This window comes from Mordavella massiliensis (assembly GCF_016901695.1).
Taxonomy (GTDB): Bacteria; Bacillota; Clostridia; order Lachnospirales; family Lachnospiraceae; genus Claveliimonas; species Claveliimonas massiliensis_A.
Map to the genome: position 1 here is coordinate 24,592 of NZ_JACJKS010000010.1, position 24,852 is coordinate 49,443.

A 24,852-nucleotide genomic window follows, 5' to 3' on the forward strand; every position below is an offset into this window, starting at 1 on the left:
AAATCACTGCCTTTATTTTACACGATTCCGTAGGTGTGCGCCATGGTATCTGTCATCTTTTTCTTTCTGCACGCCGGACAGAGCTCCTCCGGCTCTCCCCCGGATCTTACGGCGGCAAACTTAAGCTCCTCCCTGGTGCCTACAGGTGCGCCGCACTCGCGGCAGTGGACGATCTCAAAGGTCCGCCCCCACACTTCCCTCGTCTGCCCGTCATCCCTGTAGGAAATGGCGCCAGTCGGACAGATCGATGCGCAGCTTAAGCAGCCCACACAGTCTTTGGAGGGTTCATCATAGGGCGTGGAGATCTTCTTTGCCGTACCACGAAGCACGGTGGAGATGGCTCCCGTCCCCAGCTTTGCACAGGCCCCTGCGCAGAGGCCGCACATGATGCATTTCTCCCCGTCGATCTGTGCGAACCGGCTTCCGTCCGCCGCGCCGTAAGCCTTGCACAGCGCGTCGATCACGTCGCTTTCCGGGGCCCTCTCCTTCAGGAGCATGAGCACCACGGCCCGGTCTTCCCTGACGCGCTCGCTGTCGGTATAGACTTCACACGGCCGCTCCACCGGATACACGCAGGACACTACGATCTTACTCCTGCCCTTTTCCACGACTTCCACCAGGCACACCCTGCAGCAGGCCTGTCCGGGGATCGCAGGATGATGGCACAGCGTCGGGATATAGAACCCGTTCCGTCTTGCCACATCCAGAAGGTACTCACCCTTTTCGCAGGTGCATTTTTTCCCGTTGATGGTAATCTCTATCATGCTTCCTGCCCCCTTCCCACTGCTTTTACCGCGTCAAACCTGCAGGCCTCCCTGCAGCTTCCGCAGGAAATACATTTTGAGGGATCGATCCTGTGCGGCATCTTCTTTTCTCCGCTGATGGCGCCGGCCGGACATCCCTTTGCGCACATATCGCAGCCGATACACTTCGCCTCATCGATCTCAAACCGGGTCAGATTCTTGCAGACGCCGGCCGGACATCTCTTTTCCCGGATATGGGCTTCATACTCATCCCGGAAATACTTGATCGTCGTGAGGATCGGGTTGGGCGCGCTCTTGCCAAGACTGCACAACGATGCGTCCTGCACAGCGTGGCCAATCCGCTCCAGCAGTTCAATATCTCCTTCTTTGCCTCTGCCCTCGCAGATATCTGTCAGGATCTCCAGCATCCGCCGCAGGCCCTCCCGGCAGGGCGTACACTTGCCGCAGCTCTCCTCACAGAGGAAGTTTGTATAATACCTGGCCACTTCCACCATACAGCTCCTGTCATCCATAACGATCATGCCGCCGGATCCCATCATGGCGCCGTACTTTGCCAGGGAATCAAAATCCACCTTCAGATCCAGCATGCTCTCCGGAATACAGCCGCCGGAAGGACCGCCTGTCTGAACCGCCTTAAAGGGCCGGTCCCCGATGATCCCGCCGCCGATATCAAAGATCAGGTGCCGGAGCGATGTTCCCATGGGTACTTCCACAAGGCCGGTTCTTTTTACCTTTCCTACCAGGGCAAATACTTTGGTCCCCGTGCTCGTCTCTGTACCGATTTCGGCAAATTTCTTTCCTCCGTCCCGGATGATCAGCGGGATGTTGGCAAGCGTCTCCACATTGTTCAGGACTGTGGGCTGGTCCCAGAGTCCTTTCTGGACGGAGCGGATATACTTTGCCCGGGGTTCTCCTACCCTTCCCTCGACAGAGGCCATGAGAGCCGTGGATTCCCCGCAGACAAAGGCTCCTCCTCCGCGGACCACCGACAGATGCAGCCGTTTTTGTGAACCCATGACGGATTCCCCGATGATCCCCCGCGCCTCAGCGTCTTCCAGCGCTTTTTTCACATGCTTCACTGCCAGGTCATATTCATCCCGGATATAGAAGAAGCCTTCTTCCGCCCCGATGGCAATGGCCGCGATGGCCAGGCCCTCGATCACCGCATGGGGATCGCCTTCCAGGATCGACCGGTCCATGAATGCGCCCGGATCTCCCTCGTCGCCGTTGCAGGCCACATACTTGGGAAAGTTATCATAGGAAGCCGCTGTGCGCCACTTCCTTCCGGCAGGGAATCCAGCGCCGCCCCGTCCCCGGAGCCCGGACTCTTCCACTTCCGCGATCACTTCGTCCGGCGTCATCTGCAGCGCTTTTCGCAAGGCCTCATAACCGCCCAGTTCCAGGTAATCCTCAATATTTTCCGGATCGATCTTTCCGATATGGCGGAGAGCCAGTTTCTGCTGATGTGCGTAGAAGGGATTTTCCTCCTGGGAGCGGACCCGGTTCCCCTCATTATCTTTGTACATGAGCCTTGGGATCTCCTGGTCATCCAGCACGCTTTTCTCCAGGATTTCCGGCACATCTTTTGGTTTTACTTTATAGTAGACCAGATTATCCGGCATGATCTTCACGATCGGACCGTTTTCGCAGAAGCCGTTGCATCCCGTCGTCTTGATCTGCGGGATCACATCGGCGTCAGCGCCGCTTTTTCCTATTTCGCTGCGGAAGGCGTCTACCACGTTCATACTGCCGTTTGCCCGGCACCCGGTGCCGCAGCAGATCAAAATCTGTTTTTTCATACTACACAGCACCGCCTTCCCTGACTGTCTGAAGGATCTCTTTTAGCTTCTCCAGCGTCACTTTCCCGTAATAGACATCGTCCACCACCAGCACCGGCGCCAGGGCGCAGGAGCCAAGACAGTTGACTGTCTCCAGGGAAAACATGCCGTCCTGCGTGGTCTCCCCGGGTCCGATCTTAAGCTCTCTCCGGATCCCGTCGATCAGGGTTGACGCGCCCCGGATGTGGCAGGCTGTTCCGTCACAGCACTTGATAATGTGCCTGCCCTTCGGCACGAGACTCAGCGCCTTGTAGAATGTAGCCATGGCGTAGAGGGAAGACACCGGGCAGCCCAGTTCCTCCGCCAGCGCCTCCATGCCCTCCCTCGGCACATACTGGAATTCCCGCTGCATATCCTGCAGGATCGCGAGCGCGTATCTCCGGTCCGGCTGGTAAGAATGTATGATCTCTTCAATCCGCTTTTCGGATACTTCCATCCTGTTTCACCACCTTATCCTTAACCGCCAGCCACCACAGGGAAGATGGATACAACGTCTGTCGGAGACAGCTTCGTGTCGATCCCTCCAAGATGCTCCACGTGTCTTCCGTTCACCAGGATGATGATCTCCTCTCCCAGTTCTGTCCCGTCCGGGGTCAGCAGCTTTTCCCGCAGCCTGGAGCCGTAAGTCTCGCTCAGAGCCAGGGTCAGCTTCCGGACATCCTCCTGATACGGAAAGTCCACGATCTTACATTTTGTATACTCCCTGAGGTAGGCAAAAAATTTCACTGTCATCTTTCTTCTCCCGGCAGGCAGCCGTCAGGCCGCCCGCCTCACATGTGATCTCTATAATCCCAGCTCCCTGTCTTTCTCAGGCGTGGGCGTGCCTTCTGTATCCCAGCCCCTCACCTGATAGTACTCCTGGAGCATGGTGTGCAGTTCGTTGACTTTCCCCTGCGCCGGGCCGTCCGGCAGCTGCTCTCTCAAAAGTCTTGGCGGAAGGGTGTCCTTTTCCACACCGGCCGCGATGTTGAATTTCTTCTCCAGGTTCCAGACTCTCTCCCCTTTCAGGAGAATATCCGCGTCGCTCTCATCGCTGCCCACCGCTTCCCTGTACTGTGCCGCGATCTCCGGCAGACCGAGGGCAAAGGAGGTGAACAGGCACACGCCCGCAGAGTCGATCAGCGCCGTCAGATCCTGGAATGTCTTCAGCATGGAAGCCTTCCCTTCCGTTACCAGGGGATCCATCTTGACCGGAAGCCCGAGGACCTCCGGGGAAGTCATGTATCCGCGCACATGGCAGCCGCCCCGGTTGGAGGTGGCGTATTCCAGTCCGATGCCCTGCAGCGCACGGCCGTCATAGGCCGGCATCTCCTGTTTCTTTACAGACATGGACAGTTCCGGATGCCCGTATTTTCCCGCCAGCCGGTAGGAACCCATGGCAAGCTGCTTTCCGAATCCCTCGTTCTTTCCTGTCATCTCCGCCAGCTTCACCATGGTCGAGGCATCCCCGAAGCGCACCGGGATGCCTCCCGTATCCTCCTCGGTCATATAACCTGCCTCGAAGAGCTCCATGGCACAGGCGATGGTCGCTCCCAGCGTGATGGGGTCGAATCCGTATTCATTGCAGATAAAGTTTGCTTTGCAGACCGCCTCCAGATCGTCGATGCCGCAGTCCGCTCCAAAGGACCATCCCGCCTCGTACTCCGGTCCCTCGCCTCTGGACTTGAAGGGGCCGCTCGGAATATCCACTACGCGGCCGCAGCCGATGCAGCAGCCGAAGCATCCCTTGTTCCGGATCAGGTATTTCTCTGTCAGCGTCTCGCCGGAAATGTTGTCCGCCTTGTCATAGACGGCGCCGTCCCGGCCGTTGCGAAGCGGAAGTCCGCCGCTCTCATTGATGATATTGACCAGGATCTCTGTCCCGTAGGCCGCCAGCCCTGCGCCGGTAACCGGGTGGGCCTTTAAAGTCGTCCTCGCGTTCTCGATGGCTTCCATGAACTTCTCCGGCCTGGCCACATAGATAGATTTTGTTCCCTTTACAACAACTGCCTTCAGCTTCTTGCTTCCCATGACAGCGCCCAGACCTCCGCGGCCTGCCGCCCGGTGCTTGTCGTTCATCACGCCTGCATAGAGGCAGAGATTTTCTCCGGTCGGGCCGATGCAGGATACCCGGAAGGACTGTCCGCAGATCCGGTTCAGCTCATCCGTGGTCTCATAGACAGTCTTGCCCCAAAGTCCGGAAGCGTCCCGCAGCTCCACTTCATCGTCATTGATATAGAGATATACCGGGTGGTCGCTTACGCCTTCAAAAATGATCCCGTCGTACCCGGCATACTTCAGTTCCGGTCCAAAGTGCCCGCCGGAGTTCGCCGCTCCGATGGTGCCGGTAAGCGGCGCTTTTGCCACCACCTCAAACCGGCCGCTGCAGGCTGCCGCCGTACCGGTCAGCGGCCCTGTCATAAAGATCAGATTGTTGTCCGGTCCAAGAGGATCCACCTTCGGATCCACCTCGTCACAGAAGTATTTGGTCCCCAGTCCCCTGGCTCCCACAAAATCCTTTGCAGACTGCATATTCAGGGGTTCTTTCCGAATCGTTCCCGAGGAAAGATTAACACGAATGATCTGTCCCATATATCCGTTCATCATGCCTTTGCCTCCTCTCCAAATACGTCCTTAAAACGGTCGGCCACAGCGCGCTTCCTGTCCAGTCCCTCGTCCGGATCCTCAAACGTGATCGCGCCGGTCGGACAGAATTTAGCACATTTGGGTTCCCCGCCGCACAGATCGCACTTATGTACCTGCTTTTTCTCTTTGTTGAAGCTGATATTGCCAAGCGGGCAGGCGTTCATACACATCTTACAGCCGATACATTTCGCATGGTCCATGACAACCGCGCCGATCCCATCTCTGCTGATCGCCCCTACCGGACAGACCTCCAGACAGCAGGGGTCTTCACACTGCAGGCACATGACAGGGATATTGATGGCCGCTTCCTCGTAGGCCATGACCGTCACATTTGCATTTCTCGGATTGAACGCCTGGTCATGTCCAAACGAACAGACCAGTTCGCATGTTCTGCATCCGATGCATTTCTCGGGCTTGATCATCAACTGTTTTCCCATTCTACACTGACCTCCTTTACACAAAAAAATCCATTATCATATCTTCCGATATAATAATGGCTCCTTCGCAATCAGGCAGGCAGCCCCGTTCCCGCGGCTACCCATTGGTCCTGCCTTCCCGTGTGCCAATCGGCCCGCACACGTCGGAAGCGCCGGACTCGGAGTTTGTATACTGTTACTTTTCATTATTATAATACAAATCACCTGATTATTCTATATTTTATATCTTTTTTTCTAATAATTTGTATTTTTATTCGTTATTTTTTTGACGTATTTCCACCAGATCACCCTCGCGGATGATCCCGCCTGATACACAGACCGCATACCAGCACGCTTCCCGCAGCAGACAGGGAAGTCCCTGCTTCACTCTGGCGCATTCCGGAAAGCATCTGCCTTTCCCGTTTGTAATTTCCAGGACCGCTTCCCCGCATGTCAGCTGCGTCCCTTTTCCAACTCTCTTCAGCTCCTCCTGCGGGATCCGGATCCACAGATTGGCTTTGAACCGTTCAAAGCACAGTCCCTGCGTGTCCTGGCCCGCCATCCAGTCCTCTATATCCGCCGCAGCTATGCTCACCGGAGCCCTTGCATCTTCAAAATGGGCATCCCCAGGGATCCCTTTTCCCTCCACGACCTCCACGGCTTTTGTTTTTCTTCCGGGTTTCCCCTTCCCTGCGAGTATATACAGGGCGCTGACCCTGCTGCTTTTCTCCCGGCTCATATGACGCCTCCTGCCATTGTAAAAAAGGCAGGGATCCGCAGATCCCTGTCTTTCGTATGTTTCTGTGTCCGCAAGATGCGGCTGTTAGCAGATCCTGTGGATCCATCCCTCCGGCGCCTCGATGTGGCCCATCTGGATGCCGGTCAGCGTGTCGTACAGCTTCTGGATCGTGGGGCCCATCTTCTCCATACCGCTGGGGAAGCAGATCTCTTTGCCGTGATCCACGATCTTGCCGACCGGGGAGATGACGGCTGCCGTGCCGCACAGGCCGCACTCCGCGAAGTCTTTCACCTCGTCCATGTACACTTCCCTCTCCTCTGTCTTCAGGCCGAGGTAGTGCTCTGCCACATAGAGGAGGGAGCGTCTTGTGATGGACGGAAGGATCGTCGGGGACTTGGGCGTCACGACAGTGTTGTCCTTTGTGACAAAGAGGAAGTTGGCGCCTCCTGTCTCCTCCACCTTCGTCCTTGTGGCGGAGTCAAGGTACATGTTCTCATCGTATCCCTTCTCGTGGGCGTCCACGATGGCGTACAGGCTCATGGCGTAGTTGAGGCCCGCCTTCACATGTCCTGTCCCGTGCGGGGCCGCTCTGTCATAGTCGCACACGCGGATGGTGATGGGCTTTACGCCGCCCTTGAAGTAGGGGCCGACGGGGGTTGTGAATACACGGAACTGGTACTCGTCAGCCGGCTTCACGCCGATGACCGGGTTGGAGCCGAACATGTAGGGCCGGATGTACAAGGTGGCGCCGGATCCATAGGGCGGAACATACGCCGCGTTGGCCTCCACCACTTTATGTACCGCGTCAACAAAGCGGTCCTCCGGGAATACCGGCATCTTCAGCCTCTCAGCCGTCGTCGCCATTCTCTGGGCGTTCAGGTCCGGGCGGAATGTCACGATGTGCCCGTCCTCTGTCGTGTAGGCTTTCAGCCCTTCAAAACAGGTCTGCGCGTACTGGAACACGCAGGCGCACTCGTTGAGCACCACATTGGCGTCTGTCGTTAAGGTTCCCTCGTCCCACGCCCCGTCTTTGTAATTGGAAACGTACCGCTTGTCCGTCTCCATATAGGAAAATCCCAGGTTTGACCAGTCGATGTTTTTCTTTTCCATGGATGTATTCCCCCGTTCTGTATTGTATTGGTCATTGGTTATCTTTTTGATCTTTTTTCATTATAGTACGGTCATCTGCAAAATTCAAGAGTGCGCTCTGTTTTTTTGCCATCAATTTCAGAGCTACCTCTCCATCATGCTGATGGACTCGATGCCCACGCTTCCGCCCCGGACTACCTCGATGCTGCGGAACTCCTCTTTCATGAGCTTGATCACCGCGTCGTTCTTCGTGGCGGTCTGCACGAACTCGAGGAGCAGGCTGTCCCTGCCGTAGTCGATGACCTTGGCCTTGAAGGTCTCCGCGATCTGGAACGCCTCCACCTTGCCCTCCGGGCTGCAGTTTTTGACCTTTACGTACAGGATCTCCTTCATGCGGACGAAGACATCCGTAAAGTCAATGACCTTAATCACTTCCACCATGCGGTTGAGCTGCTTCTTGATCTGCTCAAAGGTCTCGTCGTCGCTGACCGTGGCAATGGTCATCCTGGACACGGTGGGATCCTCTGTGGTCCCGACGGTCAGGCTGTCCAGGTTGTAGGATTTCCCGGAAAAAAGGCCGGAGATCTTGGAGAGAACGCCTACCTGGTTCTCCACATAGAGGGATATCCATCTTTTCTTCATTCCGTTGCTCATATCGCTTCTCTCCTTTCTAACAGTCCATGATCATATCCTGCAGCGTGCCGCCTGGCTGGATCATCGGGTATACAAGATCCTCCGGATCGATGAGGAACTCGATGATCGTGGGCGTCTTCGTGCTTCTGGCCGCCTCCTCGAAGGCCGGGCGGATCTCCTCCTTCTTCGTCACCCGGATCCCCTTCGCGCCGTAGCTCTCAGCCAGCTTCACAAAATCAGGCGTGTAGGGCGGACATTCCACCTCCCCGCATTTGCCCCGGCAGGCCGCGCCGGAGCGGAGGCAGGTCATGGAGTACCGCTTGCCGTAGAAGAGCTTCTGCCACTGGCGCACCATGCCGAGCACGCTGTTGTTGAACACGCAACTGATGATGGGCAGCTCCTCCAGCACAGCCGTGGCGATCTCCTGGCTGTTCATCTGCATGCCGCCGTCCCCGGAGATGGAGATGACTGTCTTGTCCGGGTTGCCGATCCTGGCCCCGATGGCCCCGGGCAGGCCGTAGCCCATGGTTCCCAGGCCGCCCGACATGAGGAGCTGCTTCTTCGGCGTCATCTCCAGGAACTGGGAGACGAACATCTGATGCTGTCCCACGTCGGTCACCACGATGGCGTCCTCAAACATCTCGTTCATCACATCCAGGATGTCCTTTGGAGTCATGATCGGTCTCGGCTTCATGGTCAGCGGATGCTCCGCCTTCCAGCCGGCGATCGCATTCTGCCACTCTTTCGTCTCGCAGGGCTCCACATACTCCAGCATCTTGTCAATGGCCTCCCCCGCGTCAGCCACGATGGGGATGTCTACCTGCACGTTCCGCGAGATGGCGGATGTGTCGATGTCAATGTGCACGATCTTGGCCTTCGGGGCAAAGGAGTGGAGTTTCCCCGTGATCCGGTCGTTGAACCTTGTCCCGATGGAGAAGAGCAGGTCGCACTCGTTGACCGCCATATTGGCGGCGTAGGCCCCGTGCATGCCCAGATTTCCCACAAACAGGGGATGCTGCGTGGGCAGGGCGCCCCGGCCCATCACGGTGGTCACCACCGGCACATGGGTCTTTTCCACCAGCTCCGTGAACGCGCCGCCGGCATGGGCGATGTTCACGCCGCCGCCCGCCAGGAACAGCGGTCTGTCCGCCTTGGAGAGCATCTTGATGGCCCGCTTGAGCTGGCCGATATGTACGTGGGTGTTCGGCTTGTAGCCCCGGATGTTGACGTCCGTGGGATAGTCGGCGCTTCCCAGTTCTCCCATCACATCCTTGGGCAGGTCAACAAGCACCGGACCCGGGCGTCCGGTCCGGGCGATGTAGAACGCTTCCTTGATGATGCGCCCCAGATCCTCCCGGTTGCGGACCGTCACACCGTACTTTGTGATGCTGCGCGTGATGCCGACGATATCCACCTCCTGGAAGGCGTCGTTCCCGATCAGATGCCGGGCCACCTGGCCCGTGAAGCACACGAGGGGCACGCTGTCATAGTTGGCCGTGGCCAGTCCTGTCACCAGGTTCGTGGCGCCCGGTCCGCTTGTCACCAGGCACACGCCCACTTTCCCTGTGGAGCGGGCGTAGGCGTCCGCCTCGTGGACGAGGGCCACCTCCTGCCTGGGAAGGATCACCTTCGTATAGTCCTGCTTGTAAAGCTCGTCGCTGATGTCGATGGTGCAGGCCCCCGGATAGCCGAAGATGGTGTCCACTCCCTCTTCCTTCAGGGCTTTCACAAGAAGTTTGTTGCCAGAAATTTTTCTCATACTCTTTCCTCCTTCTATCGCAAACTCTGTCTGTCACGCGGAATGAAAAAGCCCTAAGCCTTACGGCTTAGGGCGAATGTCTCATCCGTGTTACCACCTAAATTCAGAGAAGATCTTCTCTGCACTCTGTCAGTACGGGACTTTCCATAAGGAAAGATCCGATACCGGTTCCCATAACGGGGGAATACCGTTGAAGTCTACTGACAGCATCTGCTGCGTTCGGTCCACTGCTCGAAGGCTACTTCCATACATCCGTCACGGAGATTCGCACCGTCCATCTCCTCTCTGGGCTTCCGAAATCTATGTACTCCTCCTTGTCATAGCATTTAATCAGATAATTTCTCTTATTATAGTTGATATACCTGTCAATTGTCAACTGACTTTTTTTATTCTCTTTCCCCGCCGGCAGTCTCCTCCGGCACGATGGCCAGTCCCAGCTCGTCCAACTGCTTCTGGTCGACCGTGGTCGGCGCCTCTGTCATCAGGTCGGAGGCGTCCTTCACCTTCGGGAAGGCGATCACGTCGCGGATGCTGTCCTGCTTCGCCATGAGCATGACGAGGCGGTCGAGCCCGTAAGCCAGCCCGGCGTGAGGCGGAACCCCGTATTTGAAGGCGGTCAGAAGGAAGCCGAACTGCTCCTGCGCCTTCTCCTGGGTGAAGCCCAGCACCTCAAACATCTTGTTCTGGATCTCCTGGTTGAAGATCCGGACGCTGCCGCCGCCGATCTCGTTGCCGTTCAGCACAATGTCGTAGGCTTTTGCACGCACCCTGCCCGGGTCTGTGTCGATGTACTGCAGATCTTCCTCCATGGGCATGGTGAAGGGGTGGTGCATGGCCGTGAACCGGTTCTCCTCCTCGTTCCACTCAAGGAGCGGGAACTCCGTGATCCAGATGAACCTGTACTCGCTCTTGTCAAGGAGCTCCATCTGGCGGGCAAGCTCCAGGCGCAGGTTGCCGAGCACGTCCCACACGACCTTGTTTTTGTCCGCCGCGAAGAGGAGCAGGTCGCCGCTCTCTCCCTCCATGGCTTCAATGAGGCCCTGCATCTCCTCATCGGTCATGAATTTGGAGAAGGAGGATTTCACTGTGCCGTCCTCCTGGATGGCGATATAGGCGAGTCCCTTCGCTCCGAAGTCCTTGGCGAAGGAGACCAGTTTGTCGATCTTCTTCCTGGGCATGGCTCCCTGCCCTTTGGCGTTGATGCCGCGGACTGTGCCGCCGGCCTCAATGGCGCCCTTGAACACAGCGAATTCGCTGTCTTTTACGACGTCTGTCACGTTCTTCAGCTCCATGCCGAAGCGGATGTCCGGTTTGTCGGAGCCGAAGCGGTCCATAGCCTCCTGCCATGTCATCCGCGGGATCGGCAGGGGCACGTCCACGCCCAGCACCTCGCGGAACAGCTTCGCCAGAAGCCGCTCGTTTACATCGATGACGTCGTCTACATCCACGAAGGAGAGCTCCATGTCGATCTGGGTGAACTCCGGCTGGCGGTCCGCCCGCAGATCCTCATCGCGGAAGCATTTGGCCAACTGGAAGTAGCGGTCGCAGCCCGCGCACATGAGGAGCTGCTTGAAGAGCTGCGGGGACTGGGGCAGCGCGTAAAAATGCCCCCGGTGGATCCGGCTCGGCACGAGGTAATCCCTGGCGCCCTCCGGCGTGCTTCCGATGAGGACCGGCGTCTCGATCTCCAGGAATCCCTCCTCTGCCAGGAACTGCCTTGTCAGGGTGGCGACGCGGCTGCGCATGAGGAGGTTCCGCTGCATGTCGGGCCTTCGCAGGTCCAGATAGCGGTATTTCAGGCGCACTTCCTCTTTTGTCCTGGAATTCTCCTCCACCTGGAACGGGGGCGTCTCCGCCTCGGATAAGATCCTGAGCTCCTCCGGGATGATCTCGATCCCGCCTGTCGCGATATTTTCATTGACAGCGCCGGAGCGCTTCTCCACTTTTCCGACCACAGCGACCACATACTCCGCCCGGAGTCTTGCCGCCTTCTCGAGAAGGGCGGCCTGCGTCCTTCCCTCCTCAAATACAGCCTGTATGATGCCGGAGCGGTCCCGGATGTCTACAAAGTCCAGGCCCCCTTTATTGCGGTTTTTCTGCACCCATCCCATGACGGTGACGGTCTGTCCGATATGGGCCTCGGAAAGCTCGCCGCAGCGGTGCGTTCTCTTTAAGCCCTGCATACTCTCTGCCATTGTTTTTTCTTCTCCTTTATCTGCATTCTATAATTTTTCATAGGAGTCCGCGTAGCAGTCGATGATGGTCTCGTACCCCTCCTGCGCTAGCTGCTCCTTCTGGAACTTCTTGTTCTTTTTCATGTTTGCGACCAGCACCTGCTGCCCGGCTGCGCGGCCGTCGCGGGCAAGCCCCAGCACTTTGAGCACGCCCTCTTTTGGCATGTTCTTCTCCAGGAGGTACGCCGTCCTGCCCCCTCTTCTGGGAACCTGGTAGCCGTTCTCCAGAAGCAGCATGACAATGCGCTCAAACCCGATGGAAAAGCCGCAGGCCGGCGTGTCCTGACCCGTGAATTTCCCGATCATCTTGTCATAGCGCCCGCCGCCTGCCACGGAACCGCCGAAGTCGTCCATGACAACCTCGAAGATCGTCCCTGTGTAGTAGGACTGGCCTCGCACCATGGTGGGGGTAAAGCGGATCTGGAAATCCGTATCCTTTGCGGCCTCGACGCTGGACAGGATCATCTCCATATTTTCCGCGGTCGCGTCGCTTAAGTGACCGCCCAGCTTCTCTTTCAGGAAGCGGATGCCTGTCACATCGCCCGGCGTCTCCTCGAAAAGCCTGAGGTATGTGTCCACGTTTTCCTGCGTGTAGCCGAGCTCTATAAGCTCCTGCGCCACAGCCTCCGGGCCGATCTTGTCCATCTTGTCCAGGATGATGAACACCTCGTCGTAGTCCTCCTCCCGGAAGCCGCTGTAGGCGGCCATGGCCTTCAGGATGTTGCGGTCGTTGATGCAGACGGTGAAATTCTTAAATCCCATCTTGCCGAGCATGGCGGTCGTGGCCAGGATCAGCTCGATCTCCGCCAGGTTGCCGGCCTCGCCCAGGATGTCGATATCGCACTGCACGAACTGGCGGAAGCGCCCTTTCTGCGGGCGGTCTGCCCTCCACACATTCCCGATCTGCAGCGCCTTGAAGGGCGAGGGGAGCTCGTTGGCATGGTTGGAGTAGTACCTGGCGAGGGGGACGGTCAGGTCGTAGCGGAGTCCGCCGTCCACCACGTCATTTTCCTCCTGGGCCTCTTTGATCTTCAGCTTCTCCCCGCGCTTGAGGATCTTGAAGATCAGCTTCTCATTGTCTCCCCCCTGCTTGCTGCACAGATTTTCAATGTGCTCCACGCAGGGCGTCTCCATGGACATGAATCCATATGTCCTGTATGTGTCCTTTATCATCTGGATCACGTAATCCCGGATCTCCATCTCGCGGGGAAGGATGTCCTTCATGCCGGTAACCGGCTTTTTCTTCAGCGCCATAGCCACTCTCCTTTTCGCTCTATCATTTCATCAATGCGGGTGATGTACTCCCGGATGTTCTTCACGTTCTCCGCCCGCACAAGTGTTGTCTTTGTGCCCTTTCTTCCGCCCGGTGCGTCAAGAGGCTCATCCAGAAGGATCTTCGTTGATGCGCCTGCGCCCGCGGCGATGATGGACTGCTTTTCTTCCATAATAAGTATATTGTATATTCCTGCTTTGTCAACCTTTGCAAAGCCAACATTTTCAAAATTGCCGGCCATGTTTTTCTGCCGGTACAGGTAGTAGGGGGAAAGCCCCATCTTCCCGGCGGCCCCGTAGGCCATCCGGATCATGGCGGACATCTCCCGGGCCATGACGGCCGGATCTCCCGCAAGGGAGGCGATGCTGCCGGTTGTGCTCTTCTCCTGCCCCATCCTGGCCGCCCGCTTGATGGCCAGGGAGTGGACGGTCAGGCTGTCGGGGCCGAGGGCGCGGATCTGCTCCAGCGTGTCCGCCATATCCGCCGCCGTCTCCCCGGGAAGGCCGGCGATCAGATCCATGTTGATATTGTCAAACCCGAGCCCCCGGGCCATGTGAAAGCTCTCTTTGATCTCGTCCACCGTATGCCGCCTTCCGATCAGGTCCAGCGTCCTCTGCTGCATCGTCTGGGGGTTGATGGAGATGCGGGTGATGCCGTGCCCCCGCAGGACCTGCAGCTTTTCCTCCGTGATGCTGTCGGGCCGCCCCGCTTCCACCGTGTATTCCAGAAGGTGCTCCCTTGAAAAGCAGCGGTCGATGCAGGACAAAAGCTCCTCCAGCTGCCCGGCCGTCAGCGTGGTGGGCGTGCCGCCGCCGATGTAGACGGTGTTCATCTTTTTCCCGCAGAGAGCGGCCCGCTCCCCGATCCACGCCAGCTCTTTTAGAAGCGCCGCCAGGTAGTCCCCGATGTGATCCTGCCACTGTGCGAGGGAGCCGGAACTGAAGGAGCAGTAGCTGCACACGGACGGGCAGAAGGGGATCCCCACGTAGAGGCTGTAGCCGTCCCGGCAGTCCAGCCGGTCCAGAAGGCTTTTCTCCCTGCCGGCAATTTCCCAGGCAAGCTGTGCCTTCTCCCCGCTCACATAGGAGTCTTCCCGGAACCATCTCACAAACGCATCCCGGTCCATCCCCTCCTCCAGCTTCTGCATGGCCAGCTTCGTGGGGCGCACCCCTGTCAGGAGGCCCCAGGCCAGCTCCCGGCCCGTGTAGGCGCGGCACGCCTCGTACAGCCGCGTGTCCACGGCATATTTGCCGGCGCTCCGGTCCGCCCCGGCCGGGATCTCCTCCCGTTTCACCGCAAACTCCCTCCCGTCCGGGAAGGTCATCCGGAACGCATCTTCCATGTCCTCCGCGACGTTTTGACACACTTCCTCCTCCGGGAAGAACGCCTTGACAAGGTGATAAGTATTATATGTATACATATTGTGGCTGCAGTTTAATTGGATCATGATCTTGTATGTTCGTCCTCTCTGTTGTTTGTATTGTGTGGAACAGGATGCACAATAGCGCAGGGGTTGACGCAATTCCGGACGTAACACTTTTGAAAAGTGTTACGTCCGGAATTGCACTGCATTAAACAAACGGATTATATATCTTCTCATGCCCGATGGTCGTCTCGCCCATATGCCCCGGATACACGGTCACATCCTCCGGCAGACGCAGCAGCTTCTCCCGGACCGAGCGCACCAGATCCGAGGTGCTGCTGTTGGGGAAGTCCGTGCGGCCCACGGAATTCTGGAACAGGGTGTCGCCGGAGAAGAGGGTCTTCTCCTCCTCCACGTAGTAGCAGACGCCGCCGGGCGTGTGTCCCGGTGTGTGGATCACCTGGAACCGGTACCCCGCCAGGTCAAGTGTCTGTCCGTCCCGGATGCTGGTCGCCCCGCCGAAGGTATACCCGTTCGTATAGATCATGGACTGGTTGAGGGACGCGTCGAGCAGCGTCTCCTGATCCGCCTCGTGGACATAGACCGGCACCGGGAATTCCTTCCGGAAATCATCGATCCCCATGATGTGGTCGAAATGCCCGTGGGTGAGGAGGATCGCCTCCACCTGGAGCCCTTCGCTCTTTATGTGGCTCATGAGGTAGGAGGGGCAGGCCGCCGGGTCGATGATGACCGCCCGCTTTGTCTCCTCATTACGCACCAGGTAGCAGTTGGTGCTTATGATGCCTGTGACAAATTTTTCTATTTTCATGCAACACACCTCTCTTTTGCCTTATCCGGCCGCCCGCTCAATGTCGATGACGCCGTCGAGCTGCTGCAGCTTCTTGGAAATGGCGGCCAGCTCCTCCCGGCCGTGCACGATAAACCCGGCCTCGATGGTGGCCGTCCCCTTCTTGCTGGTCCGCACGTTCAGGGACTTCACATCGATCTTGGCCTCCGTAAAGATCCTGGATATCTCCATCAGCAGCCCCTGCTTGTCGTAGGTGTACATCCGCAGTTCCGCCAGATACTGGCCTCCCTCTTCCTCGGCCACCTCGTCCTCCCACTCCACGCTGATCAGGCGGGCCCGCTCGGCCTCTGTCAGGTGGATGACATTGACACAGTCCGTCCGGTGGATGGACAGTCCCCTGCCCCTCGTGACAAACCCGACGATCTCGTCGCCCGGAACCGGGCTGCAGCATCTGGAAAACCGCACAGCCATGTCGTCGATCCCCTTGACAACGATGCCGCTCTTGGACTTGGCGATATGCACCTTGTTCTTCGCCGCCTCGGCAACCCGCTCCAGGACCACCTCGTCCGTGATCTCCTGCTTGTGCTCCTTGCCGTACTCCTCCACCAGGCGGTTCACCACCTGGCCCTCCTTGAGGCCGCCGTGGCCGATGGCCGCCAGCACGGAATCCCAGTCCCGGAACCCGTACTTCCTCTGGACGATCTCCTGGTACTTCGGCTTCAGGATGTTGGACAGATTGATGGTCTTCGCCTTGCAGTAGGCGGAGATCATCTCCTTGCCGCGGACGATGTTCTCCTCCTTAAACTCCTTTTTAAACCACTGGTTGATCTTGTTCTTGGCCTGCGTGCTCTTGACAATGTTCAGCCAGTCCCGGCTCGGCCCCCGGGAATTCTGCGACGTGAGGATCTCGATCCTGTCGCCGTTCTGTATCTTGTAGTCGATATTGACCAGTTTTCCGTTGACCCTTGCGCCCACCATCTTGTTGCCCACCGCGCTGTGGATGGCGTAGGCGAAATCCACCGGCGTGGAGCCGTTTGGCAGGCTCTTCACATCCCCGTTCGGGGTAAAACAGTACACATCCTCGGCAAACAGGTCCAGGTCTCCCTTCAGCATGCTTAGGAACTCCCGGTTGTCCGACATGTCCCTCTGCCACTCCAGGATCTGGCGCAGCCAGTTCAGCTTCTCCTCCTCCTGGTCCTTCACGGTCTTCTTCCCGTCGTTGGACTCCTTGTACTTCCAGTGAGCCGCGATACCGTACTCAGCCGTCTTGTGCATCTCCTGGGTCCGGATCTGCACCTCGAAGGGCTGCCCCACCGAACTCATCAGCGTCGTGTGGAGGGACTGGTACATGTTTGCCTTGGGCATGGCGATATAGTCTTTAAACCGCCCCGGAATGGGCGTGTACATCTCGTGGATGACGCCGAGCGCCGCGTAGCAGTCCTTCACCGTGTCCACGATGATCCGCACCGCGAACAGGTCGTAGATCTGGTCCACAGTCTTGTCCTGGTTCACCATCTTCTTGTAAATGCTGAAAAAATGCTTGACGCGGCCGTTGACTTCGGCCTTGATCCCCGCGTTGCTGATATGCCGGGAAACCTCCTCCACGATCTGCTCCACGAACTCCTCCCGCTCAGTCTTGCGGCGGTTGATCTGATCCACCAGATCGTAGAACACCTCCGGCTGGGAATACTTCAGCGCCAGATCGTCCAGCTCGGTCTTGATCTTGGAGATACCGAGCCTCTGGGCGATGGGCGCGTAGATGTCCATCGTCTCCCTCGCCTTCTCCTTCTGCTTCTCCGGCCGCATGAACTGCAGGGTCCGCATATTGTGGAGCCGGTCAGCCAGCTTGATGATGATCACACGGATATCCTTGGCCATGGCCAGGAACATCTTCCGCAGGTTCTCCGCCTGCACCTCCAGCTTGTCCGACGAGTAGGACAGCTGTCCCAGCTTGGTGACGCCGTCCACCAGAAGGGCCACCTCGTTCCCGAACTCCTGCCGGATCTGTTCGTATGTCACATCCGTATCCTCCACCACGTCATGGAGCATGCCGGCCACGATCGTCTCCTTGTCCATCTCCAGATCCGCCAGGATGATGGCCACCCAGAGAGGATGGATGATGTAGGGCTCGCCCGACTTCCTGCACTGGTCCCTGTGCGCGTCTTTGGCCAGCCTGAACGCCTTCCCGATCATGGAGACATCCGTGGAGGGATGGTACTTGCGGATACGGGCGATCAGCATCTGGTAAAGCTGCTCCGGATCCTGGTAATCTTCCGGCGCCTTTACGGCGTGGCCGTCCACGACCTCCAGTCCAAGCATCTGATTTTCCATGATCGACTCCGGTGCAATACGGTTCTTGCTGTCAGACTCGTACGTCATCACACCCGTCATAGCAGTTCCCTCCTCTTCATCCTTCTCCTGTCAATAAAATGTCATCTTTTAGTATATCATCTGTTTTCTGTTTTTTCAAACAATTTGATAGTGGGTGATGACAATCTGCATGGTTTTCTGCCCCATATACTCGTTGACGCCGGGGTAAAAGGTGACAGAAATCCGCACGTCCCTGTATCCGCCGGCGAAAAAAGCCTCCCGGGCATCCCGTCCCCGCTTCTCTTCCACCTGGTCGAGAAACGCCTGCGCATCCCCGAAATACACGGCCTCCATCACCGTGCTCCCGTCAAAGAGCTGCAGGCGCAGCATGTTCCGGTTCTTCCCGATGAGCCTGGCCGAGCGGATGGCCGCGTTCCTGCAGGCAAACACCGGCTTGGGATTCCCCTTTCCGAAGGGCTCCAGAAGCTCCAGCTGCGCGAGGAACTCCTCTGTCACGCAGGAGAAAGGCAGCTCCATGTCTATGGCCACCTTTTCCGCCATATCCTGCTCTGTCAGGGTGCAGACCGCGTTGATGTCCTGCCGGAATCTCTCCACGTTCTCCCGCTTAAGCGACAGGCCCGCCGCCTGCCGGTGGCCGCCGAACTTTAGAAATAGCCGGCGGCACTTGTTGAGCTCCTCGTACATAGAATACGCCTCAATGGAGCGGCCGGACCCCTTGACCTCCTCCCCGCTGTCCGTGAGGACAAAAGTTGGCTTCCCGTACAACTCCCGGATCCGCCCGGCCACGATCCCCGCCAGGCTCTCGTGGCAGTCCGGCAGGTAGAGCACCAGCACCTTCTGCCGGCCGGCCGGAGTGCGCTCCACCAGCTCCCTGGCCGCCTCCACCGCCCGCTCCGTCATCTCCTTGCGGCTGTCGTTGAGGACCTTCAGGTCCCCGGCCAGGATGTCCGCCTCCTGCCTGGTCCGGGCCTGCAGAAGCTCCAGCGCCCGCCGGGCCGAGTCGAGCCGCCCGCTGGCGTTGATGCAGGGCCCAAGGACAAAGCCGATGTGGTAGGCACTGAGCCTCTCCTTCTCCACCCCGGTGCAGGCGATGAGGGAGGCAAGCCCCCGGCCCGGGGAGGTCCGCAGCATCTCCAGCCCCTGCCTCACAAAAATGCGGTTTTCCCCGGTCAGATCCATCACATCCCCCACGGTGGCGATGGCCACCTCCTCCAGAAGATCGTCCAGATCCGCGGAGTCCTGTCCCATGGACTCGTAGAGCGCCTCCATCAGCTTGTAGGCCACGGCGGCGCCGCACAGTCCCTTAAAGGGATAGGGGCAGTCCGCCCGCTTCGGGTCCACCACTGCGTCCGCAGGCGGCAGGCGGTAGACCTTCTCCCCCTCCCGCTCCTCGTAGGGCACTTCGTGGTGGTCCGTCACGATGACGGTCATCCCCAGCCCCTTCGCGCAGGCGATCTCATCAAAGGCCGCAATGCCGTTGTCGCAGGTGAGGATGGTGTCCGTCCCCGCGTCAAACGCCCGGTCGATGAGGTTCCTGCTCAGGCCGTAGCCGTCCTCCATCCGGTCCGGGATGTCCATGTCCACGGACGCCCCCAGCCTCCCGAGCCCCTCCAGCAGGATGTAGGTGGCGCAGACCCCGTCGATGTCGTAATCGCCGATGACGCGGACAGGCGCGCCCTCCCGGATCTTTTCCATGAGGATCTCCACCGCCCGGTCCATGTCCCGCATCAGCATGCCGTCCTCCAGATCCGCAATGGTGCCGTGCAGATAGGTCTCTATGGCCTCATCCCCTATAATGTCCCGGTTCCGGATGAGGCAGGCCAGCCGGGGGCTGATGCCGAACTTCTGCCCGATCCCCGCGAAATCCGCTCCCTTTCTAAGTAACACCCATCTCTCTTTCATATCGCTTCCTCTTCCAAAAAGAGGCATGCGCCTGTGCGCACACCTCCCTGTTTTTCCCTGTACTGTTTATTTCTTCTTCGCCCCGGCCTGTTTTGCCGTCCCGGCCGCTTTCCCGCCGATCTTCGTGCGCATGACGTACCACAGGGATCCTGTGATGCACACGGAGGAGTAAGCGCCGCACACAACGCCCACCATCAGGGGCAGGGCGAACTCGCGGATGGAGCTCACGCCCATGACAAAGAGCACCGCAATGGTGATAAAGGTCGTCAGGGACGTGTAAATGCTCCTCGTCAGCGTCTGGGTGATACTCCTGTTCACAAGGTATGCCAGGTCCGTGTTCTTCGGCGCCAGCTTCAGCTCCTCGCGGATCCGGTCGAAGATGACGATCGTCGCGTTGATGGAGTAACCGAAGATGGTGAGGATGCAGGCGATAAAGGTATTGCCCACGGAGATCCGCGCCACCGCGTAGAAGAGCGCCACGATCAGCACATCGTGGAGCAGGGCCAGCACAGCGCTTGTGGCGAACCGGATATCCTTGAACCGGAACCAGATGTAGAGGAGCATGAGCACCGTGGCGATGGCCACCGCCACGACCGCATCCTGCCGCATCTCGCTGCTGACGGTAGAGCTGATGTTCTCAAAGGTGATGAGCGAGTCATCCACCTGGAAATTGTCCACAAGGGCCTGGTCCAGCGCCTCGCGGGTCTCCAGGTCAAGCGTCGTCGTCTTGAAGATGATCTGGTCTGTCCCCTCTACCTTCTGGGCCTGCACGTTCTGATCCCCCGTCGCCTCCGTGACCACGGGGATGATCTGGGAATCGATCTCGTCGATCGTATAATCCTCGTTAAATGTCACATTCGTGGAGGTGCCGCCCTGGAACTCCAGGCTGTAGTTCATAGCCCCGTTTCCGCGGGAGGCGTTGAAGCCTGCCACGCTGATGCCTGCCGCGATGATGACAAGGGAGATGGCAAAGAAAAGTCCCTTTCTCTCCACAAAGTGGAAGGGCTCCCTCTCCTTCCTCGGGCGGTAGTACAGCTTCTCGCTGCGGATGCCCACGGCGTAGAACGCATACACGATCATGCGGGTGATGACAAGCGCCGTAAACATGGACACAAGGATACCGATGGCCAGCGTCTGGGCGAAGCCCTTCACGCTGCCGCTGCCCCGGAACCAGAGCACGGCCGCCGCAATGAGGGTCGTCACATTGCCGTCCACGATGGCGGACATGGCCTTGTGGAAACCGGATTTCAGGGCGTTGCGCACGCTCTTGCCCTTCGTCATCTCCTCTTTCACGCGGGCAAAGATGATGACGTTGGCGTCCACCGCCATGCCGATGCCCAGGATGATGCCCGCGATGCCCGGCAGGGTCAGCGTCACGTTAAATGCATTCAGGATCACCAGCACGATGCCCGTGTAGATGAGGAGGGCAAGGCTGGATGCGAGACCCGGGAGCAGGTACACAAAGCACATGAACACGAACACGAGGGCAAGGCCGACCGCGCCCGCCTGCACGCTGGTGGTGACTGCCTGCTCGCCAAGCTGGGCGCCCACCACATTGGAGCGGAGCTCCTCCAGCTCCAGGGACAGGCCGCCGATGCGGATGGTGGAGGCAAGGTTCTCCGCCTCCTCGTATGTAAAGTCGCCTGTGATGTAGGCCTGGCCGCCCGTGATGGCCTCGTTCACCACCGGGCTGCTGATAGTCTCCCCGTCATAGACGATGGCGATCTGGTTGCCCACGTTGGCCTGTGTGGCCTCCGCGAACTTCTCTGTCCCTTCCTCCGTCAGGTCCAGCTCCACCGTGTACTCCGTGTTGCCCATATCGTCCTGGCCGCCTCTGGCGGAAGCCGTCTCCACGTCAGCGCCGGTGAGGACCGTCTCCCCGTCCATCGTCTGGAACGACAGGGAGCCCGGTTTGCCCAGCTCCTCCAGGATCGCGTTGGCGTCGGTGACGCCGGGGATCTCGATGTTGATCCGGTCGTCCCCCTCCTGGTAGACGGTGGCCTCCGTGCTGTACTGCTCTACACGCCTCTGGAGCTTGTAGATCGTATCGCTCATATCCTCGTCCGACGGGTTGTCGTCCTTCACCTGGTAGGTGATGCTCACGCCGCCGGCCAGGTCAAGGCCGAGCTTTATGTTTCTGGCCGCCCCGGTGCCCGTGGGGCCGAAGCCGACCGCGCAGGTAAACGCCAGCAAAATGATCAGCGCCGCTGTCACGACCAGGCTGACTATCCCTTTTTTCTTGTTCATGGTTCTTCCATCCTCTTTTCTACTTCATTTTCTGTGGGGCAGACTCTCTTACGCCTGCTCCTCCCCGGCCGCCGCATCCGCCAGCGCCGCCTTCATCATGATCGCGCACTCTACGCGCTTGCGCTGCATCTCGCAGCCGATGTCGTAGGCGTCCTGGATCGTGCCGTGGAAATTGTAGGAGTTTGCCATACAGCCGCCGCTGCAGTAGAACTTTGCAAAACAGTTCCTGCACTTCTCCTTCGTGTACACATTGCAGCCGCGGAATTCATCCGCGATCTCCGGGCGGGTGATGCCCTCGTCCACATTGCCCATGAGGAACTCCTCTTTCCCGACGAACTGGTGGCAGGGATACAGATCTCCCCAGGGCGTCACCGCCAGGTACTCCGTCCCGGAGCCGCAGCCGGAGAGCCGCTTGGACAGGCAGGGCCCGCCTTCCAGGTCGATCATGAAGTGGAAGAAATTGAAGCCCTTCCCCTCTTTCTCCCTCTCGAGCATGATCTTTGCCAGCCTGTCGTACTCCTCGCAGATCTTCGGGAGATCCTCCTCCCGGATGGCGTAGGGATCCGTCTCGTCCCCCACCACAGGCTCGATGGACATCTGTTTGAACCCGAGATCCGCAAAATGGAGCACATCGTTGGAAAAGTCCAGATTATTCCTTGTAAACGTGCCCCGCACGTAATACCGCTCCTGGTTCCGGCTGTCGGCCAGCTTCTGGAACTTGGGGACGATCAGGTCGTAGCTTCCCTTCCCGTTCCGGAACGGCCGCATCCTGTCGTTGATCTCCCTGCGCCCGTCCAGGCTGAGGACCACGTTGTCCATCTCCCTGTTGATAAAATCCTGGATCTCGTCGTTTAAGAGCACCCCGTTGGTCGTCACAGTAAAGCGGAAATGCTTGTCGTGCAGCTTCTCCTGCTCCCGCCCGTAGGCTACCAGGTCTTTGACCACCTGCCAGTTCATGAGGGGCTCGCCGCCGAAGAAGTCCACCTCCAGGTTCCGCCTGTTCCCCGAGGAAGCGATGAGGAAGTCCAGCGCCTTCCTTCCCACCTCGTAGCTCATGAGCGCCCTGCGGCCGTGGTACTCGCCCTCCTCGGCAAAGCAGTACCTGCAGGCCAGGTTGCAGTCGTGGGCGATGTGGAGGCAGAGTGCCTTCACCACCGTCTTCCTCTCTTTGACCTGCGCAAGCACCGGCTCGTACACATCCTCTGTAAAGAGGCGGCCCTGCTGCGCCAGCTCGCAGATATCCTCCCATGCCTCCCGGATCTCCGACGCCTCGTAGCGGTCCTTTAAAGCCTCCACAAGCGCCTCCTCTGTCTGCGGATCCTCAAGCGTCGCCGGATCCGGCTCCTGCCCTTCCGTCAGCTTCGCGATGGCGTCGTAGCAGAGGTCGTCCACCACATGCACGGCGCCGCTGTTGACGTCCAGGACGATATTGTATCCATTGTTACGGTACTGATGTATCACTTCAGATACCCCTTTCTCTTATCTTCTGATCCGCAGGCCCTGCCCCGGCAGCGGCCGCAGATACTTGTCAACGCAGAAACAGCGGCCGAAAGCCGCTGCCCCCTTCTTAGTCCTGATTAAGACCGATTGACTATTTCTTCTGCTCGCAGGTCTGGTTTCCCACGGTGCAGGATGTCTTGCAAGCTGACTGGCAGGATGTCTGACATTCTCCGCAGCCGCCTTTTTTCATCGTGTTCGTCAATGTCTGTGTGTTCAGTGTCTTCACATGTTTCATTCCAGTACACCCTCCTTCGCATCTTTGACTTATGATATTATAGCACAAGGCCTCCTGTTTTGGAAGTACTTTTTATCAGGAGATCATCCCCCCCACCATGCCGCCCCCGGCGCAGAGCACAAAGGTCGTGAGCAGGTGGACGCCGCTGCCGTCCAGCGTGCGGTACACCCCCAGGGTGATGAGAAGGAGGAGCGCAAAATAGAGGACGCCCGTGGCAAGCCCCCACAGGAACCGCCGGGACTTAGCCATCTTCCCGGCGGCCAGCCCCCCGGTCAGCGTGGCCGTCAGGTACACCGCCACGATCCCCGCCGACACCTCCTTTTCGCCCAGCTGCATCTTATAGAGAAGAAGGGCCAGAAGAAGCAGCAGGACCCCTGTCACCACGTAGGACAGAAGCAGCGCCTTCAGCACCCGGATGATCGTTTTATCCACACTCATAGTTCATTCTCCTTGTCCGGTTCATTTCTATCTAATGGATATGAGACATCCGGACAGATTATGAATCCCGCCTCTTCTTTTTACTGCTCCATCTGCCTGCCCAGGAAACCGGCCGCGCAGGAGGCGAGCTTGTGCTCTGTCTCGCCGAGCCTTCCCTTCTCCTCCCTCCCAAGGATCATGACGCCGCCGATCACATCCCCCTCGCAGAGGATGGGGCAGATGACCTGCTGGGTGCAGCCGTCGTCCTTCTCCCCGGTGACGCGGACAAACTTCTTCTCCCCCTCCGCGGCCACGATGTCCTTCCTCCCCTCCAGCGCCTTCTCCAGGGCAGGGTCGATGTACTTCTCCTGGAACTCCCGGCGCCCTGTGCCTGCGGCCGCCACGATCTGATCCATGTCGCAGATGCACACAAGGTACCCGGCCGCCTGGGCCAGGCTGTCCGCATACTGTCTGGCAAAGGCGGACAGTTCCCCGATGGGCGAGTATTTCTTCAGGATGATCTCCCCCTCCCGGTCCGTGAAGATCTCCAGTGGATCCCCCTCCCGGATCCGAAGCGTCCTTCGTATCTCTTTGGGGATCACGACCCGCCCCAGGTCGTCGATCCGTCTGACTATCCCTGTCGCTTTCATAAAAAAATCCTCCATCTTACTGTACTTTC

The 24,852-nt window shown here is 58.6% G+C and carries 21 protein-coding genes and 1 other annotated feature; all 21 genes read right to left on the reverse strand.

Going from position 1 to position 24,852, the window contains the following annotated elements; genetic code table 11:
- Positions 1 to 17: 17 nt before the first annotated feature.
- Complete coding sequence (locus tag H6A20_RS08310) at positions 18 to 764, reverse strand: 2Fe-2S iron-sulfur cluster-binding protein (protein WP_204906663.1); 747 nt, start codon at positions 762 to 764, stop codon at positions 18 to 20.
- On the reverse strand, positions 761 to 2,563 hold the full coding sequence (locus tag H6A20_RS08315; protein ID WP_204906664.1) for an NADH-ubiquinone oxidoreductase-F iron-sulfur binding region domain-containing protein: 1,803 nt from the start codon (positions 2,561 to 2,563) through the stop codon (positions 761 to 763). The genes H6A20_RS08310 and H6A20_RS08315 overlap by 4 nt, the downstream gene beginning before the upstream one ends.
- Position 2,564: 1 nt before the next feature.
- Positions 2,565 to 3,038, reverse strand: coding sequence for an NADH-quinone oxidoreductase subunit NuoE (gene nuoE / locus H6A20_RS08320; RefSeq protein ID WP_204906665.1), 474 nt, complete (start codon positions 3,036 to 3,038; stop codon positions 2,565 to 2,567).
- Positions 3,039 to 3,058: 20 nt separating this feature from the next.
- Positions 3,059 to 3,334: a MoaD family protein gene (locus H6A20_RS08325; protein ID WP_204906666.1), complete on the reverse strand. Its 276-nt coding sequence runs from the start codon at positions 3,332 to 3,334 to the stop codon at positions 3,059 to 3,061.
- Positions 3,335 to 3,385: 51 nt separating this feature from the next.
- Complete coding sequence (locus H6A20_RS08330) at positions 3,386 to 5,188, reverse strand: aldehyde ferredoxin oxidoreductase family protein (RefSeq protein WP_338106648.1); 1,803 nt, start codon at positions 5,186 to 5,188, stop codon at positions 3,386 to 3,388.
- Positions 5,185 to 5,664 carry a 4Fe-4S dicluster domain-containing protein gene (locus H6A20_RS08335; protein ID WP_204906667.1) on the reverse strand — a complete coding sequence of 160 codons (480 nt, stop codon included), beginning with the start codon at positions 5,662 to 5,664 and terminating at the stop codon, positions 5,185 to 5,187. Before H6A20_RS08335 ends, H6A20_RS08330 begins: the two co-directional genes overlap by 4 nt.
- A 250-nt stretch (positions 5,665 to 5,914) precedes the next feature.
- Positions 5,915 to 6,382, reverse strand: a complete 468-nt coding sequence (locus tag H6A20_RS08340) for an MOSC domain-containing protein (RefSeq protein ID WP_204906668.1) — start codon at positions 6,380 to 6,382, stop codon at positions 5,915 to 5,917.
- Between the two features lie 84 nt (positions 6,383 to 6,466).
- Positions 6,467 to 7,534: a branched-chain amino acid aminotransferase gene (locus H6A20_RS08345; protein ID WP_338106653.1), complete on the reverse strand. Its 1,068-nt coding sequence runs from the start codon at positions 7,532 to 7,534 to the stop codon at positions 6,467 to 6,469.
- Between the two features lie 81 nt (positions 7,535 to 7,615).
- On the reverse strand, positions 7,616 to 8,113 hold the full coding sequence (gene ilvN / locus H6A20_RS08350; RefSeq protein WP_476739009.1) for an acetolactate synthase small subunit: 498 nt from the start codon (positions 8,111 to 8,113) through the stop codon (positions 7,616 to 7,618).
- A gap of 28 nt (positions 8,114 to 8,141) precedes the next feature.
- Positions 8,142 to 9,863 carry a biosynthetic-type acetolactate synthase large subunit gene (gene ilvB / locus H6A20_RS08355; RefSeq protein ID WP_204906671.1) on the reverse strand — a complete coding sequence of 574 codons (1,722 nt, stop codon included), beginning with the start codon at positions 9,861 to 9,863 and terminating at the stop codon, positions 8,142 to 8,144.
- A gap of 65 nt (positions 9,864 to 9,928) precedes the next feature.
- Positions 9,929 to 10,193, reverse strand: a binding site (T-box leader).
- A gap of 56 nt (positions 10,194 to 10,249) precedes the next feature.
- Positions 10,250 to 12,058 carry an aspartate--tRNA ligase gene (aspS, locus tag H6A20_RS08360; protein ID WP_204906672.1) on the reverse strand — a complete coding sequence of 603 codons (1,809 nt, stop codon included), beginning with the start codon at positions 12,056 to 12,058 and terminating at the stop codon, positions 10,250 to 10,252.
- Positions 12,059 to 12,085: 27 nt separating this feature from the next.
- On the reverse strand, positions 12,086 to 13,351 hold the full coding sequence (gene hisS / locus H6A20_RS08365; RefSeq protein WP_204906673.1) for a histidine--tRNA ligase: 1,266 nt from the start codon (positions 13,349 to 13,351) through the stop codon (positions 12,086 to 12,088).
- The gene (hemZ, locus tag H6A20_RS08370) at positions 13,342 to 14,817 is read right to left on the reverse strand and encodes a coproporphyrinogen dehydrogenase HemZ (RefSeq protein ID WP_204906674.1); all 1,476 of its coding nucleotides are present in this window, start codon (positions 14,815 to 14,817) and stop codon (positions 13,342 to 13,344) included. Before hemZ ends, hisS begins: the two co-directional genes overlap by 10 nt.
- 124 nt (positions 14,818 to 14,941) lie before the next feature.
- Entirely contained in the window at positions 14,942 to 15,562 is a 621-nt protein-coding gene (locus H6A20_RS08375) for an MBL fold metallo-hydrolase (protein WP_204906675.1), read from the reverse strand.
- 21 nt (positions 15,563 to 15,583) lie between these two features.
- A complete protein-coding gene (locus H6A20_RS08380) occupies positions 15,584 to 17,872 on the reverse strand; it encodes a RelA/SpoT family protein (protein WP_243426182.1) in 2,289 nt (762 codons plus the stop codon).
- Between the two features lie 135 nt (positions 17,873 to 18,007).
- On the reverse strand, positions 18,008 to 19,774 hold the full coding sequence (recJ, locus tag H6A20_RS08385; protein ID WP_204906677.1) for a single-stranded-DNA-specific exonuclease RecJ: 1,767 nt from the start codon (positions 19,772 to 19,774) through the stop codon (positions 18,008 to 18,010).
- Positions 19,775 to 19,840: 66 nt separating this feature from the next.
- On the reverse strand, positions 19,841 to 22,021 hold the full coding sequence (secD, locus tag H6A20_RS08390) for a protein translocase subunit SecD (RefSeq protein ID WP_204906678.1): 2,181 nt from the start codon (positions 22,019 to 22,021) through the stop codon (positions 19,841 to 19,843).
- Between the two features lie 48 nt (positions 22,022 to 22,069).
- Complete coding sequence (gene scfB, locus H6A20_RS08395) at positions 22,070 to 23,482, reverse strand: thioether cross-link-forming SCIFF peptide maturase (RefSeq protein ID WP_204906679.1); 1,413 nt, start codon at positions 23,480 to 23,482, stop codon at positions 22,070 to 22,072.
- Between the two features lie 130 nt (positions 23,483 to 23,612).
- Entirely contained in the window at positions 23,613 to 23,756 is a 144-nt protein-coding gene (scfA, locus tag H6A20_RS08400; RefSeq protein WP_033126632.1) for a six-cysteine ranthipeptide SCIFF, read from the reverse strand.
- Positions 23,757 to 23,831: 75 nt separating this feature from the next.
- Complete coding sequence (locus H6A20_RS08405; RefSeq protein ID WP_204906680.1) at positions 23,832 to 24,194, reverse strand: TIGR04086 family membrane protein; 363 nt, start codon at positions 24,192 to 24,194, stop codon at positions 23,832 to 23,834.
- An 80-nt stretch (positions 24,195 to 24,274) separates the two neighbouring features.
- Positions 24,275 to 24,823, reverse strand: a complete 549-nt coding sequence (gene spoVT, locus H6A20_RS08410) for a stage V sporulation protein T (RefSeq protein WP_204906681.1) — start codon at positions 24,821 to 24,823, stop codon at positions 24,275 to 24,277.
- Between the last annotated feature and the right edge of the window lie 29 nt (positions 24,824 to 24,852).